We start from the raw sequence: 17355 nt of genomic DNA, 5'->3' as shown, positions 1-17355 counted from the left end.
GTCTACGGGCGCTATAGGGATGGATGGGGGAGGTAGATGGCCAAACTTAAAGACGTCTTCGTAGCTGGAGGTATGCCCACAGTAACCTATGTGGACAGAAAGCACTTAGCCCTGGAACAAGCTTTGCGAGTTGACCTTGCCGAGGGGTTCAAAATCGTTGCAATCACCGGACCCACGAAATCCGGGAAGACCGTTCTCTGCAAGAGAGTAATTCCGGAAGCGAAGAGTATTTGGATTGACGGGGGGCAGATCGAGAAGTCAGATGACTTTTGGGGAGCGATTTTAAGAGAGTTGCGCCTGCCGATTGAAGAATCGGAGCAAACTAGCGGAACGGTAACTGCAAGCTTAAAGGCTTTAATTGGAATTCAATCTCAGCTACATGGTGGCGTGTCAGTAAAGTTTCATGCGCCGACCAAGAAAGACATACTCGGGTTGATGCGCGAAAGAGGTCTAACCCTTATCGTCGATGATTTTCATTACCTCTCTGATGAACTTCAGAGAGAGGTTGTCCGTTCTCTGAAGTCTGAGATTTTTGCCGGGCTTGCCGCTGTATTCATTGCGGTGCCGCATCGAGCTTTCGATACAATTAGCGCTGAACCAGAAATGGAAGGGCGGTATGCGCACATAACAATTCCCCCTTGGTCTGTGGATGATTTGAAGGAAATTCCAAGAGTTGGATTTCCAAAGTTGGGAATGAGTGTTGATGCCACCAGCGTAGACCGCCTTTGTGAGGAGGCGCTCCAAAGTCCATTGTTAATGCAAAGGTTCTGTGGGCGTTTGTGCGTCCATTATGAGGTCCTTGAGACGATTAAGCCAGAAAGGGAATTCCACCCGGCTGACGCAATTCTTGTCGATATATTTAAAGATGTGGCAAAACAATTTGGCTTTCCAACTTTTGAGAAGCTTGCTAAGGGGCCGCAATCCAGATCTAAGAGGAATCCTCGCCGAAAAAAGGACGGATCTGGGTCATTGGATATCTATCAAGCGATACTTTTGGCTGTTGGAAAGACCGGCCCAAAGTCAAAATTACACTATGATGATATCCGAGATGCCTTGAAGGATGTTTTGCGTGAGATCGACATACCGCAAAAACATGAAGTTTCGAGCGCGCTTGGCCATATGGAAACAATCGCCAGAAAAAAGATACGCGGTGAGCCGGTGCTGGAATGGTCAAAAGACTATCTATATCTCACGGATCCATTTCTGAGATTTTATATGAAGTGGGCAGATGAATCTGATTTTGCGTTTGACGAATAACGCACTGGACGTCGCAAGCCATAGGTCGGGGTTCACCCCGCTACATCCTTAATCGTCACCCCCCACACCCGCCCGATTTGTCCGTCGACAAGTCGAGGCACCGCCTCGACGGCCGCGCCTGCCACCCGGCCGCGCCACGGGCGCGGCGTTCTTCGGGGCAAAGGTCCACCGGACCTTTGCTCATCCCTCATCACCCCCCGGCAGGCGCGTTACCGCGCGCTCCCGGCCCGCCCGACGCGGGCGGGCGTTCGGTGGGGAAGGCGTCCACCGGACGCCTTCTTGATCCCACCACACCCCAGGCAGACGCGCCCCGATTTCAACCGATGGTGCTACCGATAGCCCCTTGGCCTCCGCTCGCGCTTCGGCCAATCGGCCCGTGATATGTGCCACTGGCACGCTTCGTTCCGGTCCTCCGGGCCAAACTCCCTGCGCCCCGGACCCGATCCGGGGCCTCGCCCGCAACCTGCGCAGGGGTCCCGGGTCAAGCCCGGGTCGCGCAGTCGCCCCGCGCCGCCTTCACATCCCCCCGCAACCCGGCCCAAACGCTGATCAAATCGACTTCTCCACAGGATATCCACAAGGAAAATCAATGTTTTATCCCCCGGAATCTTGCCGGGCGCGGTCAAATTTCCTTGCGCGACTCACCTCGCCCCGGCCAACCTTCCCTTACCGCACCGGATCGCGAGACACCGGACGGGCGCAACGGCCTCCGGGCGGCTGCGGGCGGGAAGGCCGGGTGCAAATCCGGTTCGGAACCCCGAAAGTGTACGGACGAGCGCGAATGTGACGGGTCTCGGACCTGGCGCACCAGCGGGGAAAGGGTCGGGGCGGCTGCGGAGGGTCTTCGGGCTGCCGTGGCGACAGGGGTTCGCAAGGGCCTCTGGATGGGAATGCCCGGAAACGGGTCGACCTGTCAGGAAGGCGTCAGGGGGGTCGCAAGACCCGTGCAAGGACCGCGTCCGAGCACCTGGCGCCTTTTCTGATTCCGCGCCCCCGCAAAAGAAACGGGACCCGCCAGCGATAGGGGTCCCGTTCCCGTCAGGGTTACTTTCCGCGTCCGTAGCACCTGTGCCCGATCCATAGCGCGGATCGCCTCGCCGATCAACCATATCTCGCAGGGACCGGGCGTCAGTCCACCAGATGTCACAGATGCCCCCAGCGATGGTAGACGCCGGCCCGAAAGGCACGTCCCTTCGCGGCGCGGGGCGGTTCAGCCCTCAGACATCCAGCTCCTCGACGAACCGTGCGTTCTCGGAGATGTACTGGAACCGCAGTTCGGGCTTCTTGCCCATCAGCCGCTCCACGAGGTCCGAGGTCTCGCCCGGCTCGTCCTCGTCGATCGACACCCGGATCAGCTTCCGCGTCTCGGGGTTCATCGTGGTGTCCTTGAGGTCCTTGGCGTCCATCTCGCCCAGGCCCTTGAAGCGCTGGACGTCGATCTTGCCCTTGCCGCCGAGGCCCCTGGCGAGCCACTCCTCCTTCTCGGCGTCGTCGGCCACGTAGAGCCGCCGCGCGCCCTGGGTCAGCCGGTAGAGCGGCGGGCAGGCGAGGTAGAGGTGGCCCTTGTCGATCAGCGGCCGCATCTGGGTGAAGAAGAAGGTCATCAGGAGCGAGGCGATATGCGCGCCGTCGACGTCGGCGTCGGTCATGATGATGACCTTCTCGTAGCGCAGGTCGTCGATCCGGAACCTGGTACCGAGCCCGACGCCGAGCGCCTGGGCGAGGTCGTTGATCTCCTGGTTGGTGCCGAGCTTCGAGGAGGCGGCTCCGAGGACGTTGAGGATCTTGCCCCTGAGCGGCAGGAGCGCCTGGGTCGTCCGTTCGCGCGCCATCTTGGCGCTGCCGCCGGCCGAGTCGCCCTCGACGATGAAAAGCTCCGTCCCCTCGCGGCTCTGGCTGGAGCAGTCGACCAGCTTGCCCGGCAGGCGCAGCTTCTTCGTTGCGGTCTTGCGCGCCGTCTCCTTCTCCTGCTTGCGTCGCAGCCGCTCCTCGGCCCTGAGCACGAGAAAGTCGAGGATGGCGCCGGCGGACCTGGTGTCGGCGGCGAGCCAGTTGTCGAAATGGTCGCGCACCGCGCCCTCGGTCATCCGCGCGGCGGATTCGGTCGAGAGGCGATCCTTGGTCTGGCCGACGAACTGCGGCTCGCGGATGAAGCAGGAGACGAGCGCGCAGCCCCCGGTCAGGAGGTCCTCGCGGGTGATCTGGGCGGATTTCCGGTTGCCGACAAGCTCGCCATAGGCGCGGATGCCCTTCAGGATCGCCGCCCAGAAGCCGGCCTCGTGGGTGCCGCCCTCGGGCGTCGGCACGGTGTTGCAGTAGGACTGGATGAAGCCGTCCCGCGCCGGCGTCCAGTTGATCGCCCATTCGACCGAGCCGGGTTCGCCGAACTTGTCCTGGAATCCGACCTTGCCGGCGAAGGGGCGGTCGGCATAGGTCGAGGCGCCGGCGAGGCTTTCGCTGAGGTAGTCGGCCAGGCCTCCGGGGAAGTGGAAGGTGGCCTCCATCGGCGTCTCGCCGTCGTCGATGGCGGATTTCCAGCGGATCTCGACGCCCGAGAAGAGGTAGGCCTTCGAGCGGACCATCTTCAGAAGTCGGGCGGGCCGGAAGCGGTGGTGGCCGAAGATCTCCTCGTCGGCGTGGAAGGTGACGGAGGTGCCGCGGCGGTTCGGTGCGGCGCCGACCTTCGTCACCGGGCCGAGGGGGACGCCGCGGGAGAAGCGCTGCTCGTAAAGTTCCTTGTTGCGCGCCACCTCGACCACCAGGGAATCCGACAGCGCGTTCACCACCGAGGCGCCGACCCCGTGCAGGCCGCCGGAGGTCTCGTAGGCCTTGCCGGAGAACTTGCCGCCGGCATGGAGCGTGCAGAGGATGACCTCGAGCGCCGATTTGCCGGGGAACTTCGGGTGCGGGTCCACCGGGATGCCGCGGCCGTTGTCGCGGATGGTGACGGCATGGTCGGCGTGCAGTTCCACCTCGATGCGGGTTGCGAAGCCCGCCACCGCCTCGTCCATCGAGTTGTCGAGGATTTCCGCGACGAGGTGATGCAGCGCCCGTTCGTCGGTGCCGCCGATATACATTCCGGGCCGCTTGCGGACAGGCTCCAGCCCCTCCAGCACCTCGATGGAGGCGGCGTTGTAGTCGTCGGCGCGGGCGGAAAGGAGGTCGTCGGCCATGATGCTGCTCTGGTTCTGGTTGGCCGCACAGGAGATGGTCCATGTGGAACGAACGCTACGCGGGAGACGACTATCTCTTCGGGACCGAGCCCGCGGCCTTCCTGCGGCGCGCGGCGGAGCGGCTGAGCCCCGGGGCGACAGCGCTGGCGATCGCCGACGGCGAGGGGCGCAATTCGGTCTGGCTGGCCGAGCAGGGGCTGAAGGTCGCGGCCTTCGACCCGGCGCCGAACGCGCTTGCCAAGGCGCGCAAGCTGGCGGCGAGCCGCGGGGTGGCGGTGGATTACCACCTGTCCGACCTCGACGGCTGGGACTGGGCGCGGGTCTTCGACGTTGTGGCGGGCATCTTCATCCAGTTCGTCGGACCCGAGGAGCGGGCGCGCCTCTTCACCCGGATCGACCGTGCGCTCAAGCCCGGCGGGCTTCTCCTCCTCCACGGCTATGCGCCGCGGCAGGTGGGTTACGGCACCGGCGGGCCGCCCTTCGAGGAGAACATGTACACGCTGCCGCTGCTGCGGCAGGCCTTCGCCGGTTACGAGGTGCTGAGGGCCGAGGATTTCGACGCCGAGGTGGACGAGGGGCGAGGCCATTCGGGGCGTTCGGCGCTGATCGACTTCGTCGCGCGAAAGCCGGGGCAGGGGGGCTGAGGAGCGAGGCCATGGGACACGACTTCACGAGCGAGATCGTCTGGACCGGCAACCGGGGCGAGGGGACGCGGAGCTATCGCAGCTATGACCGGACCTGGGACATCGCGGTGCCCGGCAAGGCGGTGGTGCACTGCTCGAACGATCCCGCGCTGGGCGGCGACCCGGCGAAGATGAACCCGGAGGACCTCCTCCTCTCGGCGCTCTCGGCCTGCCACATGCTGTGGTACCTGCACTATGCCTCCGACGCGGGCATCGTCGTGACGGGCTACCGCGACCGGCCCTTCGGGCGGGGCGAGAGCCTGCCGTCTGGTGCGGGGCGGTTCCTCTCGGCGGAGCTTCGGCCCGAGATCACGGTGGCGAAGGGCACGGACTTCGTCGCGGCAGATGCGATCCACGGCCGCATCCACGCGGTCTGTTTCATCGCGCGGTCGGTCAGCTTCCCCGTGGCCCATGCCGCCCGCTATCTAGAAGCGGACTGAACGGCCTCACGCCGGTTCGGCGAGCCGCTTGTCCCACATCGCCTTGAAGCCTGGCCGGGCCTGGCAGGCGGCGAGCCAGGCCTCGATGGCGGGGTAGCCCGCGATAAGGCCGGGCTCCGCCTGGGCGTAGCGCAGGATCTCGGCCATGTTGATGTCGGCGACGGTGAAGCGGCTGCCGACCATGTTTCCGTGCTCGCGCAGATGCGAGTTCACCACGCCGAGCGGGCGACGGAGCCGCGCGACCTCGGCGGCGATCTCGGCCTCACCCTCGGGCGTCTTCGCCCGACCCTCGGCGTGGGCGTAGAGGACGGCGAGTGCATGCGCCTCGATCGACGTGGCGCCATAGAGCGCCCATTGCTCCATCAGCGCGTTCTCGCGCTCGTCGGCCGGGGCGAGGGGGCCGCCCGCCTTGCGTGCGATGTAGAGGTTCATGGCAAGCGACTCCGACAGCACGAAATCGCCGTCTCGCAGGACCGGAACGGCGCCGGCGGGGCTGATCGAGAGGAAGCCCGGCGACTGGGTGTGGAAGGGCGCATCCTCGGCGGTGGGGTCGGGCAGGCGGTAGGCCTGGATCACCGGGACATGCTCGAACTCCATCCCGAGCTCGGCGAGAAGCCAGAAGTTGCGCGAGGCGCGGCTGCGATAGACGCCGTAGATGGTCAGCATGGAAGTCTCCGGTCCCCAGTGGATGCCGATGTCGCTGCGCCGCCAATGCGGGCATCCCATCGTCGCCGGAAGCTTGGCGCGGCGACTGACGCAGATCAATAGGGTCGGGGTGCCGCACCGGCGGCGCGTCATGCGCAGATTTGACACGGGTCAAGGCGCCGAAAGCTGTCCGGTGGCATACTTCGCAGGTTTCTTGACAGGCCCGGAGGGAGAGGATGGCGGAACTGGTGGAGGGGATGACGAGCGAGGCGGCTCTGGTCGAGGCGCAGGGAGCAGCGGCGCCGGCCAAGTCCGCAGCACCGGCCGGAAAGGCAGGACCGAAGGTCTTTCCCGTCGTCGATGCCGATGTGATCCGGCATGCATTTGAATCCGGAACCTATCCCTACTCCCAGAAGATGGGCATCCGCGCCTATGAGGCTGAGAAGGCGAAGTTGCAGGCCGAGCTTCTGAAGGTCCAGATCTGGGCGCAGGATACCGGCCAGAAGTTCATCATCCTGATGGAGGGCCGCGATGCGGCCGGCAAGGGCGGCACGATCAAGCGCTTCATGGAGCATCTGAATCCGCGCTACGCCCGTGTCTGCGCGCTGACCAAGCCCTCGGACGTCGAGAAGGGCCAGTGGTTCTTCCAGCGCTACATCGCCCATCTGCCGACGGCGGGTGAAATGGTCTTCTACGACCGCAGCTGGTACAACCGCGCCGGGGTGGAGCGGGTGATGGGCTTCTGCACCCCGAGCGAGTACCTCGAATTCATGCGGCAGGCGCCCGAGTTCGAGCGGATGCTCGTACGGTCCGGCATCCGGCTTTACAAGTACTGGTTCTCGGTCACCCGGGAAGAACAGAGGCGGCGTTTCCTCGCGCGGGATACCGATCCCCTGAAACGCTGGAAGCTCTCTCCCATCGACAAGGCGAGCCTCGACAAATGGGACGACTACACCGAGGCGAAGGAGGCGATGTTCTTCTACACCGACACCGCCGACGCGCCCTGGGCAATTGTGAAGTCCGACGACAAGAAGCGGGCGCGGCTGAACTGCATGCGCCATTTCCTTGCCTCGATGGACTATCCCGGCAAGGACCTCTCGGTGGTACTGCCGCCCGATCCGATGATCGTCGGGCGGGCGAGCCACGTGGTGCATGGTTCGGACCATATCCTGGGCGCATCGCTCCACCCGGATCTGCGGCGGGTGAACCACGCGGAGACGGCGGCCAAGCCCGGTGTCACGCCGGGGGAGGCCGGCGTCGCGCCGTGACCGGCCCCATGGCGGGGCGGGAAAGCGTTGGAGGACGTCACGTCATGCCTGAGGTCCCGGCGGCAGCAGCGGACTCTATTGCCTTGCCCTGAAAGGAAAGTTTTCCGGTTTTCGCGCAGCGCATGGCTCCGCTTGGAGATGATCTGCGATCCGCTATGGGAATTCGTGCCGTTCGGTGGCATCCTGTTTCTGCGTTGCAGCAATGCAGTCGCAGAAAAAGAACAGGTGGCACGATGCGGGCATCGCGGCACGAAATCCTCGAACTGGAAGGTTCGCCGGTGCTCCCGTACAGCTGGCGAAGCAAGCTTCTGGTGCACCTGACACGACTCTCGCCCGAGGCGCGGCGAAACAGGTTCTTCGTCTGGATGCCGGACGAGGCGCTGGCCCGGCACGCGGCCCGGACCGCGCCCGCTGCGGTCGTCGAGGCACGGGTCGGCGGCGAGACGCGCGGCATGGCCGAAGTCCACCTGCGCCGGGACTTGCGCACCGGGGCGGAGATTTCGGTTTCGGTCGAGGACGGCTGGCAGCGGAGGGGCATCGGCGCGGCGCTCGTCGGTCGGGCACTGCGCGAGGCAAGCCTTCGGGGCGCGGAGGAGATCACGCTCTTCTACCTTCCGGGCAACGCGGCGATGCGCAAGATCGCACTCCGCGCGGGGTTCGTTCGTGCACCGGACGGCGACGCGACGCTGGTCGAGGCGCGCCTGCTGCTGCCTGCGGCCGGCGTTTGGCGCGCCCGGAGCCACTGACCGGCCGGGCTGGACCTTGCCCGCGCCCGGGCGTAAGGCTCGGGGATGAGAGAGGATCGGACATCAATTCCGGCGCACATGAAGGCGGTTCTGGCCCTTGGCCTGCCGCTTGCGGGGTCGCATCTCGCGCAGATCGCGCTGCATGTCACCGACACGGTGATGGTCGGCTGGTACGGCGTCACCGAACTTGCGGCCGTGGTTCTCGGCGGCGCGACCTTCTTCATCTTCTTCATCCTCGGCTCCGGCTTCGCGCAGGCGGTGATGCCGATGGTAGCCGTCGCACTCGGCCGCGGGGACGAGACGCAGGTGAGGCGCGACACGCGGATGGCGCTCTGGCTCTCGATCCTCTACGGCCTCGCGGTCTATCCCGCCCTCTGGTGGTCGGGCCCCCTGCTCGTCGCGCTCGGCCAGGCGCCGGACGTGGCGGCGCTGTCGCAGGACTACCTCAGGGTCGCAGGGGCGGGCATGGTGCCGGCGCTCCTCATCATGGCGATGAAGAGCTTCCTGTCCTCGGTGGAGCGGGCTGGAGTGGTCCTCTGGGCGACGCTTGCCGGCGCGGCGCTGAACGCGGCGCTGAACTGGGCCCTGATCTTCGGCAACTGGGGCGCGCCCGAACTCGGTGTCCGCGGGGCGGCGCTCGCGAGCGTGGCGACACAGGTCCTCACCTTCGGCATCCTCGCGGCGGTCGCGGGCCTCGACCCGGCGCTGGCGCGGTTCCGGCTCTTCGTCCGCTTCTGGCGCCCCGACTGGCCTTCCTTTGCCCTGGTCTGGCGGCTCGGCTGGCCGATCGGGATGACCGGTCTCTTCGAGGCGGGCATGTTCGAGACGGCGGCGCTGATGATGGGCTGGATCGGCACGAAGGAACTCGCCGCCCACGGGATCGCGCTGCAACTCGGGGCGATCTCGTTCATGGTCTATCTCGGCCTCGCCAATGCCGCGACGGTGCGCGCGGGCCGGGCGATCGGCACCGGCGACCGGCGCGGCCTGCGCGACGGGGCGCTTGCGGCGATCGCCCTCGTCATGGTCTCGGCGGGGGCCGTGGTCGCGGGATTCCTCGCGGTGCCAGAGGTCCTCGTCGGCCTCTTCCTCGATGCGGCCAATCCCGAGACACCGGCGATCCTCGCCTATGGCGCCACGCTGCTGGCCGTCGCCGCGCTCTTCCAGCTTGCCGATGCGGCGCAGGTCATGGCGCTCGGCCTCCTGCGCGGCGTGCATGACACGCGGGGACCCATGGTCATCGCCTCGGTCGGCTACTGGCTGATCGGCATCCCGTCGAGCTATGTGCTCGCGTTCCGGTTCGGCCTCGGCGGCGTCGGCGTCTGGCTCGGCCTCGTCGTCGGGCTCGTCTTCGCCGGCGCGCTGCTCATGGCGCGGTTCTGGCGGGGGCCGTGGCTTGGCCGGCACGCCGCCGACGGCGTCCGGTCGGCCGCCTGAAACGCCGCGTCAGCCCTCGCCGGCGGCCTTCATCAACCGGTCTGCCTTGCGCCGCACAAGCACGGAGCGCAGGTCGTGCATGGCGAGAAGCAAAGCGTCCGTCACCGCGTTGAGCTGGGCGTCCGTGGCCTTCGACTGCGCCCATTGCGCGGTCAGGTTCAGGTGATCCACTGCCCGGTGGATATCGTCGATGTCGCGGCGGGCCAGAAGCTCGGTCCGCGCCGTCATCCAGTCGCGGATCGTGGCGAGATCGGCGTCCGAAAGCGCGCGGTCGCCGTGGGGCTTGATCTCGCCGTTCTTCACGTTGACGACGGCGATCTGGTCCATCTCGATCCGCCGCTGGCGGTTTTCCGTATCGACCCGGAAGACCGCCGCGCCGTTCTCGCGGATGCGGAAGAAGTAGTCCGGCAGATCGCCTGGCATGTCGTCCCTCAGCGCAGCCCCGCGCAGAACGTCTGGATCCGCCGGCAGGCCTCTTCCAGCGCCGCGTCCGAGGTAGCGTAGCTGACCCGGAAGTTCGGCGAAACCCCGAAGGCCGCACCGAAGACGACGGCGACGCCCGTCTCATCCAGCAGCGCCGTGGCGAAATCCTCGTCGTTGCCGATCTTCGTGCCGCCCTCGCTCGTCTTGCCGATGCAGCCCGAAATGTCGGGATAGACGTAGAAGGCGCCTTCGGGGCGGGGGCACCTGATGCCCTTGGCCTGGTTCAGCATCGACACGACAAGATCGCGGCGGCGCTGGAAGGTCACCTTGTTCTCGGCCAGAAAGCCCTGCGGGCCGTTCAGCGCCTCGACCGCGGCATATTGCGCGATCGAACAGGGGTTGGACGTGGATTGCGACTGGACTGTCCCCATCGCCTTGATGAGATCGGCCGGACCGGCCGCATAGCCGATCCGCCAGCCGGTCATCGCATAGGCCTTGGATACGCCGTTGCAGGTCAGCGTGCGGTCATAGAGGCGGGGTTCGATCTGCGCGGGCGAGACGAATTCGAAATCGTCGAAGACGAGGTGCTCGTACATGTCGTCCGACATGATCCAGACCTGGGGATGTTTGAGAAGAACGTCCGTCAGGGCCTTGAGTTCGCTTCTGGAATAGGCCGCGCCCGTCGGGTTCGAGGGCGAGTTGAAGATGAACCACTTGGTCTTCGGCGTGATCGCCGCCGCGAGCTTTTCCGGTGTCAGCTTGAAGTTCGACTCGATCCCGCATTCGACCGGGACCGGCGTGCCGCCCGCAAGAAGCACCATGTCGGGATAGCTGACCCAGTAAGGTGCCGGGACGATGACCTCGTCGCCAGGATTGAGCGTCGCCACCAGCGCGTTGTAGAGCGTCTGCTTGCCCCCCGTTCCGACGGTGATCTGGCTGGGCTTGTAGCTCAGGCCGTTCTCGCGCTCGAACTTCCGGCAGATCGCTTCCTTCAGCTCGGGGATGCCGTCGACTGCGGTGTATTTCGTCTTGCCCTCGTCGATGGCGCGCTTGGCGGCGGCCTTGATGTTGTCGGGCGTGTCGAAGTCGGGCTCGCCCGCGCCGAGGCCGATCACGTCCTTGCCCGCGGCCTTCAGTTCCCGCGCCTTGTTGGTCACCGCGATGGTCGGGGAGGGCTTCACGCGCGCCAGCGTGTCGGAGAGGAAGGCCATGGTCGGGGGGCTCCGGTTTGTAATCGCCGGGGCCATGTCTTAAGGTGGCCGCCCGTCCCGTTCAAGCGACATCGGAAAGGAGAGGCTATGACCAAGGACGCAACCGCAGAGACCGCAAACTGGTACAGCGAGCCAACCGCCACCTTCGGCGACCGACTGACGGCGGCGCGAGAGGCCGCCGGTCTTACGAGCCGCGATCTGGCCCAGCGGCTCGGCGTAAGGCTGAAGACCGTGCAGGCCTGGGAAAACGACATGATGGAGCCGCGCGCCAATCGGGTGCAGATGCTGGCCGGGATGCTCAACGTCTCGCTGATCTGGCTCCTGACCGGGGAGGGCGCCGGTGTCGTCCCGCCCGATGAACGCCGCGAGATCCCGGAGGAGGCGGTCGAGCTTCTTGCCGAGATGCGCGAGGTGCGCGCAGGCTTCGGGTCGCTGAGCGAGCGCCTCGGCCGGCTGGAGGCGCGGTTGAAGCTGGCACTGGCGCGGGAGGCGGCATGATCGAGGCGCGCGAGACCCGGCTGAAGCGCATGACCATGCGGTCCTGGCGGCGCGGCACGAAGGAGATGGACCTGATCCTTGGCCCCTTCGCCGAGGCGCGGCTTGCTGCGATGGATGCCGCGACGCTCGATCTCTACGATGCGTTCCTGTCGGAGAACGACCAGGACCTCTATCCCTGGATCACCGGCGCGGTCCCGGCGCCCGCGCGGTTCGGCGCGCTTGTCGCCGAGGTCGCGGCCTTTGCGCGGGCCGGTCGGGTCGCCTGATCTTTTGGCTCCTTTCGGGCTTAACCGAAATTTTCCCCTTTCCGCCCAGTCTGCCCCGCTAGGAGCAGACGGCGGAGAGAGAGATGAGCCTGCACGCAATCGTCGAGGAGCGCCCGCGCGGCGGCAGCCATGCAGGCTATCTGGAGACGCTCGGCCTCGTCGAGCGGCTGCACCGGCTCCTGCTCGACGTGATCAAGGACGAGTTCGAGCGGCTCGGCCAGATCGAGATCAACGCGGTGCAGGCGCTGCTTCTCTTCAACGTCGGAGAGAACGAGGTGAGCGCCGGGGAGCTGAAGAGCCGCGGCTACTATCAGGGCTCGAACGTCAGCTACAACCTCAAGAAGCTTGTGGAGTTGGGCTACATGCACCATGAGCGCAGCGAGGCGGACCGCCGCTCGGTCCGGGTCCGGCTGACCGGAAAGGGCCGGGCGGTGCGTGAGTCGGTCGCCGCGCTCTTCCGCCGCCATGCCGACCTTCTGGAAGCCCGCGGCGTCATCGGCTTCCCCGCCGGCGAGGACGTCAACGCGGTCCTCCGGCGGCTGGAGCGGTTCTGGACCGACCAGATCCGGTACATTTACTGAGCAGGGGTCGGCTCCGTCGCGCGCCGCACCGGTCCGTGCTATGATCGGCCCCGCATCAGCGGTGGAACGGGAGGGAGCGAAGTGCCGGACGACGCATCCATACGCGCCGTGCTCGACGAGCTTTCCAGCGCATTCAACGCCCATGACATCGACAGGATCATGGGGTTCTTCGCGGAGGATTGCAGCCTGGACCTGCCACGCGGGTCAGAGCCGCACGGGAGCCGCTTCGTCGGACGGGACGAGGTCCGGCGCGGGTTGATGACCCGCTTCGAGACCACGCCGGACGTTCACTACGGCGAGGTCGAGCACTTCGTCGCGGGGGACACGGGCATGTCGAAATGGCTCCTGACCGGGACGACGCCTTCCGGCGAAAGGATCTGTGTCCGGGGATGCGACTTCTACACCTTCCGGGGCGGAAAGGTGGTGCGGAAGGATTCCTACTGGAAGATCCTTGCCTGAGACGTCGGCCGCGGGCGGGGCCGCGCGCGGTGGCGCCTTATCCCCGTGCCCCGCCGCCCGGCAGGCGCCCGATGAGCTGCTCGGTCAGCTCCTTCTCCAGCTTCCGGCGGATCGCGCGGGGGAAGTCGTCCTGGGTGCGGGCGGTCTCGACGAAGGCGCCTTGCCCGCGGATCACCCGGGTCCGGTAGTAGATGGCGATGTCGGCCTCGTGCCCGCCGATCGGAAGGCCGTTCACCAGCATCTCGCCGAAATCCTCGGCCGCGTAGACCTCCTCCGGCATCTGCCCGTCGTTCGAGCGCCCGTCGCCGGATATGTCGAGCGTCTGCGCGAGGCAGTCGGGCGCGCGCGCCATGAGGTCGCGCCCGAAGGCGAGGGCGGCGCCAAGGCCGGTCGGCAGGAAGTCTTGCTCGCGCACATGGCCGGCGATGGCGGCGCGGATCCGCTCCAGGTCGGCCGGCGTCCCGACCATTGTCCAGTCCACGATCACGTCCTGGTGCGCCTGGCCCGACCACTCGTAGACGGCGAAGGCCACGCGGTCCTCGGGCTTGAGGAAGGCGGCGACGATCACCGGATCGGCGAGCGCGGCGATCAGCCCCTCCTTCTGGATCGCATAGTCGCGCGCATCGACCGAGCGTGAAACGTCGATCCCGAGCGCGAGCGCGAGCCGGCATGCCGCCGCGGCGGGCGCCGGCGCGAGGGCGAGCAGAACGAGCGCCGCACGGATCATTCCCGGCCACCGGGGGCGAGCCAGCCGATCACCGGCCCCTGCAGTTCGCGCAGCAGCTTCGCCCGCATCGCGCGTTCGTAGTCGCGGAAGTTCTCGGCCTCGATCACAAAGGCGCCGGGTCCGCGGATGACTTCGGCGCGGTAGTAATCCGCCACGCCGGCCTCGCCGACCGCGACGGCAAGCCCGTTCACCGTGATCCCGTCGAAATCGAAGGCGCGGTAGGCCGATGCGGGCGAGAAGCCGTCGTTGTTGCGCCCGTCGCCCGCGACGTCGAGCGTGCGCGCGGCGCAGTCCGGCCCGGCGCGGAAGCGCGTGGCCGCGTGCCCGAGCGCATTGCCGAGCGCTGTCGGCTGGTCGTCTCGGCTGCGTTCGCTGCCGGCGATGGCGGCGGCGGCGAGCAAAAGGTCCTCGGCCGAGGCGATCTCCAGCCAGGGCAGGAGCTCCGCTTGCGCGAAACGTCCGCTCCATTCGTAGACCGCGAGCCAGACCGGACGGTCGGGGTCCGCAAGGAAGGCATCCTGCACCGCCGGCGCAAGGAGCGCGCGGGCGAGGCCGCCGCGCTGGAGACCGTCCTCGCGCGCGTCCACCGAGGCCGAGATGTCGAGCGCGAGCAGGAGTGCGAGCCGGCACTCCGCTGCCGCGGGGCCGGGGGAGAGGAGGGCGAGAATCCCTACCAGTGCCCGGTATTGCCCATGCTTGCCCACGGCTCCTCCGGCGCCCTGGCCTGACCCTTCTGCAGAAGCTCGATGGAGATATTGTCGGGCGAGCGGACGAAGGCCATGTGCCCGTCGCGCGGGGGGCGGTTGATCGTCACGCCGTTCGCCTGGAGATGGGCGCAGGTGGCGTAGATGTCGTCGACCTCGTAGGCGAGGTGGCCGAAGTGGCGGCTGTCGGAGGGCAGGCCGGTGTCGCCGTCCCAGTTCCAGGTCAGTTCGACCGGGCACTCCGGCTGGCCGGGCGGGGCCATGAAGACGAGCGTGAAGCGCCCCTCGCGGCTCTCGTAGCGCCGCGTCTCCTGAAGCCCGAGGAGCCGGTAGAAGGCCATCGACTTCTCCAGGTCCATCACGCGCACCATCGTGTGCAGGTATTTCAGTGCCATCCTGCGCCTCCCTTCCGTCGGTTTTCGCCGAAGCCTAGCAGGTCCGCCCCCCCGCCGCCAAGCGCCGCCCGGCCCCGGCCGGGGCGCACGTCCATCAAATTTCGGAATGACCACCGCCCATCGTGGTTATCACGCCGCTCACCCATAGATATAGTGGATACGATTCGTGACACCGGAGGACTTCCCCATGACGCTCACGCCCGAACAGGAGGCCGAGATCGCCGAGGCCCGCAGCCACGCGCGCCCGACGCTCCGCGCGACCTCGGAAGGAATGGAAAAGCACCTCTATGTCGCGCACGAAGTCCTTGACCACGGCTTCATCCGCGTCATCGACTACATGGGCGACGACAGCGCCATCGTCCAGGCCGCCCGCGTCTCCTACGGCGCCGGCACCAAGCACGTCCAGAACGACGAGGGCCTGATCCGCTACCTCATGCGCCACTGGCACTCCACCCCGTTCGAGATGTGCGAGGTCAAGCTCCACGTCAAACTCCCCGTCTTCGTCGCCCGCCAGTGGATCCGCCACCGCACCGCCAACGTCAACGAATACTCCGCCCGCTACTCGATCCTCGACCGTGAGTTCTACATCCCCGAACCGTCGCAGCTTGCCGCCCAGTCGACGGTGAACAACCAGGGCAGGGGGGAACTCCTGGAGGGCGCGGAGGCGCAGCGCGTGCTCGACCTCCTGCGCGACGACGCGATGCGCGCCTATGACCATTACGAGGACATGCTGAGCCAGGAGGGCCAGAAGGGCCTCGCGCGCGAACTCGCCCGGATGAACCTGCCCGCGAACGTCTATACCCAGTGGTACTGGAAGATCGACCTGCACAACCTCTTCCACTTCCTCAGGCTCAGGGCCGACGAACACGCGCAGTACGAGATCAGGGCCTATGCCGAGGTGATGTGCGGCATCGCCCGCGACTGGGTGCCGCTGGCTTATGGGGCGTTCGAGGATTACCGGCTGGGCGGGGTGACGCTGAGCGGCAAGGCCGTGGAGGTGTTGAAGCGGCGGCTGGCGGGGGAGACTGTGACGCAGGAGACGAGCGGGATGTCGAAGGGCGAATGGCGGGAGTTCGAGGGGGTTTGGGGGTGAGTTAGGGCTTGCAATTCAAGGTTGGGGGCATGGGAACCGTTATTACTGACATAAGGGAGATCGAGGCAGCGTTCGACGACATTTGTGGGCGGCTAGGGAGCGTTCTTGACGAATCCGGTGGAGCGAGCGGAGTGATCGAAAGTATTCTCGTCGGCATTGGCGGTCTCAGATCGCGATTTCGCATGTGCATGGAACTCAACGATGCTTGCCTCGCGGCCTTTCACGATCCGTTCGATTACGATCCGGAAACAGAAACATTCTATGGTTTGGTGGATGGCGAGCGTAAGCCACTATTAAAGGTCAATCGCGCTGATCCAAACGTCCCAATCACGGTTGTGGGATCACAAAAGATGGCGGCCTTCGTGCCAAGAGCTGTTGTGCCAAATCCACTTTCAACAGGAGAGGGGGATGAGGCCCAGCGCAAGTTGGGCGACGAACTTCAGGCATTCTACTACGCCGCAAGCAAACTGTGGGATCGAATTGAACAGGAACTTCTCGGTAAGAAGGGCTCCAAATTCATTGGGGTGAAGCTCGTCAGGAACAGGCTGTTTGAGCATGCAGTCAGGGGTGAACAGAACTCGTTTGGAGTGAGTGGAAACGTCGGGCCTACCGTCAAGCCAATGCGCTACACCAAGTCCAAAGACGAAGCGCCCTATGACGCGGGGCTGCTTCCGAATGTCGAAGAGTTTCTTCGATACTGTTTGGAGCGCATTGGCAAGCCGTAGCACCCCGTAGGCCGGGGTTCACCCCGGCATCTTCTGCTACAGCTCCGCTCTTCGCGGCCGCCTTGGCGGGGTGAACCCCGCCCTACGGGATCACGCCGCCGTCGCGGCGATACGACGAATACGGCCAATCCTCCGGCCGCTCGACCAATCCATTCTTGACCGGGTTGATCCAGCAATACCGCACATGCGCCCGATAATCGACCTCATCGCGGATGTGGTGTTCCCAAAACCGCTTTTGCCAAACCGGCGCTTCGTCCTTGTGTAGGTCGGGTTCACCCCGACTCTCACCCGACCGGCCTTTGCGCCATATCCGTTCCGGGGTGGAAGTGTCGGGGTGAACCCCGACCTACGGATGCTGCGCGTGAACCGCGCCTTGATGATGCTCCCATCCGCGTCGAGAAATCCGCATCCCCCTCCGGCAAGGTCCAAACGCAATGCATGTGGTCCGGCAACACCACCCACGCATTGATGCGAACCGGGCAGCGCCCGATCGGCTCCCCAGGGCGGGGGCTCCACGCCTCCCCACCCTCCGCTCTCGCTCCGGGCGTTCCCCGGGGCGACGGTCCACCGGATCGTCGCCTGATCCGGCTCACCCCTCAGGCCGGGCGCCCCCTCCGTTGCGAAGAC

General features: G+C 66.0%; 19 protein-coding genes. 12 read left to right on the top strand and 7 right to left on the bottom strand.

What is annotated here, in order from left to right:
• Nucleotides 1–36: 36 nt before the first annotated feature.
• On the top strand, nt 37–1257 hold the full coding sequence (locus F9K34_RS10910) for a hypothetical protein (RefSeq protein ID WP_291336995.1): 1221 nt from the start codon (nt 37–39) through the stop codon (nt 1255–1257).
• Between the two features lie 1217 nt (nt 1258–2474).
• On the opposite strand, the gene parE is transcribed toward F9K34_RS10910, so the two are convergent.
• Entirely contained in the window at nt 2475–4430 is a 1956-nt protein-coding gene (gene parE / locus F9K34_RS10905) for a DNA topoisomerase IV subunit B (RefSeq protein ID WP_291336994.1), read from the bottom strand.
• Nucleotides 4431–4471: 41 nt separating this feature from the next.
• Here parE and F9K34_RS10900 point away from each other — a divergent pair, with 41 nt between their 5' ends.
• Both F9K34_RS10900 and F9K34_RS10895 read left to right on the top strand, forming a co-directional pair.
• On the top strand, nt 4472–5074 hold the full coding sequence (locus F9K34_RS10900) for an SAM-dependent methyltransferase (protein WP_291336993.1): 603 nt from the start codon (nt 4472–4474) through the stop codon (nt 5072–5074).
• 11 nt (nt 5075–5085) lie between these two features.
• Complete coding sequence (locus tag F9K34_RS10895) at nt 5086–5553, top strand: OsmC family protein (RefSeq protein WP_291336992.1); 468 nt, start codon at nt 5086–5088, stop codon at nt 5551–5553.
• A gap of 6 nt (nt 5554–5559) precedes the next feature.
• Here F9K34_RS10895 and F9K34_RS10890 read toward each other — a convergent pair whose 3' ends face one another.
• Nucleotides 5560–6219 carry a glutathione S-transferase family protein gene (locus F9K34_RS10890; protein WP_291336991.1) on the bottom strand — a complete coding sequence of 220 codons (660 nt, stop codon included), beginning with the start codon at nt 6217–6219 and terminating at the stop codon, nt 5560–5562.
• 215 nt (nt 6220–6434) lie between these two features.
• Between F9K34_RS10890 and ppk2 the strand changes: the two genes are divergently transcribed.
• The 3 genes from ppk2 (at nt 6435) to F9K34_RS10875 (ending at nt 9646) form a co-directional block, all read left to right on the top strand.
• Nucleotides 6435–7466 (top strand): polyphosphate kinase 2, encoded by a 1032-nt coding sequence (gene ppk2 / locus F9K34_RS10885; protein WP_291336990.1) that lies wholly within the window; start codon nt 6435–6437, stop codon nt 7464–7466.
• A 233-nt stretch (nt 7467–7699) separates the two neighbouring features.
• Nucleotides 7700–8212, top strand: coding sequence for a GNAT family N-acetyltransferase (locus F9K34_RS10880; protein WP_291336989.1), 513 nt, complete (start codon nt 7700–7702; stop codon nt 8210–8212).
• Nucleotides 8213–8290: 78 nt separating this feature from the next.
• The gene (locus tag F9K34_RS10875; RefSeq protein ID WP_291336988.1) at nt 8291–9646 is read left to right on the top strand and encodes an MATE family efflux transporter; all 1356 of its coding nucleotides are present in this window, start codon (nt 8291–8293) and stop codon (nt 9644–9646) included.
• Nucleotides 9647–9655: 9 nt separating this feature from the next.
• Here the strand turns inward: F9K34_RS10875 and F9K34_RS10870 are convergent, their stop codons facing one another.
• Together F9K34_RS10870 and F9K34_RS10865 are read right to left on the bottom strand one after the other, a co-directional pair.
• Nucleotides 9656–10069, bottom strand: coding sequence for a hypothetical protein (locus F9K34_RS10870; protein ID WP_291336987.1), 414 nt, complete (start codon nt 10067–10069; stop codon nt 9656–9658).
• Between the two features lie 8 nt (nt 10070–10077).
• Nucleotides 10078–11280 (bottom strand): pyridoxal phosphate-dependent aminotransferase, encoded by a 1203-nt coding sequence (locus F9K34_RS10865; RefSeq protein ID WP_291336986.1) that lies wholly within the window; start codon nt 11278–11280, stop codon nt 10078–10080.
• An 87-nt stretch (nt 11281–11367) separates the two neighbouring features.
• Here F9K34_RS10865 and F9K34_RS10860 point away from each other — a divergent pair, with 87 nt between their 5' ends.
• The 4 genes from F9K34_RS10860 to F9K34_RS10845 all read left to right on the top strand — a co-directional run bounded on the left by F9K34_RS10860 (nt 11368) and on the right by F9K34_RS10845 (nt 13084).
• Complete coding sequence (locus tag F9K34_RS10860; RefSeq protein WP_291336985.1) at nt 11368–11778, top strand: helix-turn-helix domain-containing protein; 411 nt, start codon at nt 11368–11370, stop codon at nt 11776–11778.
• Nucleotides 11775–12044, top strand: coding sequence for a succinate dehydrogenase assembly factor 2 (locus F9K34_RS10855; protein WP_291336984.1), 270 nt, complete (start codon nt 11775–11777; stop codon nt 12042–12044). The genes F9K34_RS10860 and F9K34_RS10855 overlap by 4 nt, the downstream gene beginning before the upstream one ends.
• Nucleotides 12045–12127: 83 nt before the next feature.
• On the top strand, nt 12128–12625 hold the full coding sequence (locus F9K34_RS10850; protein WP_291336983.1) for a MarR family winged helix-turn-helix transcriptional regulator: 498 nt from the start codon (nt 12128–12130) through the stop codon (nt 12623–12625).
• A gap of 81 nt (nt 12626–12706) precedes the next feature.
• Nucleotides 12707–13084, top strand: coding sequence for a nuclear transport factor 2 family protein (locus tag F9K34_RS10845; RefSeq protein ID WP_291336982.1), 378 nt, complete (start codon nt 12707–12709; stop codon nt 13082–13084).
• A 37-nt stretch (nt 13085–13121) separates the two neighbouring features.
• Here the strand turns inward: F9K34_RS10845 and F9K34_RS10840 are convergent, their stop codons facing one another.
• Genes F9K34_RS10840 through F9K34_RS10830 form a run of 3 tightly spaced genes read right to left on the bottom strand, consistent with a single transcriptional unit; the run spans nt 13122 to nt 14910 of the window.
• On the bottom strand, nt 13122–13811 hold the full coding sequence (locus F9K34_RS10840; RefSeq protein ID WP_291336981.1) for a DUF1194 domain-containing protein: 690 nt from the start codon (nt 13809–13811) through the stop codon (nt 13122–13124).
• Entirely contained in the window at nt 13808–14515 is a 708-nt protein-coding gene (locus F9K34_RS10835) for a DUF1194 domain-containing protein (protein ID WP_291336980.1), read from the bottom strand. Before F9K34_RS10835 ends, F9K34_RS10840 begins: the two co-directional genes overlap by 4 nt.
• Complete coding sequence (locus F9K34_RS10830) at nt 14482–14910, bottom strand: VOC family protein (RefSeq protein WP_291336979.1); 429 nt, start codon at nt 14908–14910, stop codon at nt 14482–14484. Before F9K34_RS10830 ends, F9K34_RS10835 begins: the two co-directional genes overlap by 34 nt.
• A gap of 187 nt (nt 14911–15097) precedes the next feature.
• Between F9K34_RS10830 and thyX the strand changes: the two genes are divergently transcribed.
• Nucleotides 15098–16003, top strand: coding sequence for an FAD-dependent thymidylate synthase (gene thyX / locus F9K34_RS10825; protein ID WP_291336978.1), 906 nt, complete (start codon nt 15098–15100; stop codon nt 16001–16003).
• Between the two features lie 29 nt (nt 16004–16032).
• The gene (locus tag F9K34_RS10820; protein ID WP_291336977.1) at nt 16033–16728 is read left to right on the top strand and encodes a hypothetical protein; all 696 of its coding nucleotides are present in this window, start codon (nt 16033–16035) and stop codon (nt 16726–16728) included.
• Nucleotides 16729–17355 lie beyond the last annotated feature (627 nt).

Source organism: Albidovulum sp., assembly GCF_008933605.1.
Classification (GTDB): domain Bacteria; phylum Pseudomonadota; class Alphaproteobacteria; order Rhodobacterales; family Rhodobacteraceae; genus Albidovulum.
Note: the sequence above shows the minus strand (reverse complement) of the source record. Positions and strands in the feature narration are given on the sequence as shown.

Coding starts and splice junctions, on each gene's coding strand:
- F9K34_RS10910 (WP_291336995.1), top strand. CDS start 37: ATGGCCAAACTTAAAGACGTCTTCGTAGCTGGAGGTATGCCCACAGTA.
- parE (WP_291336994.1), bottom strand. CDS start 4,430: ATGGCCGACGACCTCCTTTCCGCCCGCGCCGACGACTACAACGCCGCC.
- F9K34_RS10900 (WP_291336993.1), top strand. CDS start 4,472: ATGTGGAACGAACGCTACGCGGGAGACGACTATCTCTTCGGGACCGAG.
- F9K34_RS10895 (WP_291336992.1), top strand. CDS start 5,086: ATGGGACACGACTTCACGAGCGAGATCGTCTGGACCGGCAACCGGGGC.
- F9K34_RS10890 (WP_291336991.1), bottom strand. CDS start 6,219: ATGCTGACCATCTACGGCGTCTATCGCAGCCGCGCCTCGCGCAACTTC.
- ppk2 (WP_291336990.1), top strand. CDS start 6,435: ATGGCGGAACTGGTGGAGGGGATGACGAGCGAGGCGGCTCTGGTCGAG.
- F9K34_RS10880 (WP_291336989.1), top strand. CDS start 7,700: ATGCGGGCATCGCGGCACGAAATCCTCGAACTGGAAGGTTCGCCGGTG.
- F9K34_RS10875 (WP_291336988.1), top strand. CDS start 8,291: ATGAAGGCGGTTCTGGCCCTTGGCCTGCCGCTTGCGGGGTCGCATCTC.
- F9K34_RS10870 (WP_291336987.1), bottom strand. CDS start 10,069: ATGCCAGGCGATCTGCCGGACTACTTCTTCCGCATCCGCGAGAACGGC.
- F9K34_RS10865 (WP_291336986.1), bottom strand. CDS start 11,280: ATGGCCTTCCTCTCCGACACGCTGGCGCGCGTGAAGCCCTCCCCGACC.
- F9K34_RS10860 (WP_291336985.1), top strand. CDS start 11,368: ATGACCAAGGACGCAACCGCAGAGACCGCAAACTGGTACAGCGAGCCA.
- F9K34_RS10855 (WP_291336984.1), top strand. CDS start 11,775: ATGATCGAGGCGCGCGAGACCCGGCTGAAGCGCATGACCATGCGGTCC.
- F9K34_RS10850 (WP_291336983.1), top strand. CDS start 12,128: ATGAGCCTGCACGCAATCGTCGAGGAGCGCCCGCGCGGCGGCAGCCAT.
- F9K34_RS10840 (WP_291336981.1), bottom strand. CDS start 13,811: ATGATCCGTGCGGCGCTCGTTCTGCTCGCCCTCGCGCCGGCGCCCGCC.
- F9K34_RS10830 (WP_291336979.1), bottom strand. CDS start 14,910: ATGGCACTGAAATACCTGCACACGATGGTGCGCGTGATGGACCTGGAG.
- thyX (WP_291336978.1), top strand. CDS start 15,098: ATGACGCTCACGCCCGAACAGGAGGCCGAGATCGCCGAGGCCCGCAGC.
- F9K34_RS10820 (WP_291336977.1), top strand. CDS start 16,033: ATGGGAACCGTTATTACTGACATAAGGGAGATCGAGGCAGCGTTCGAC.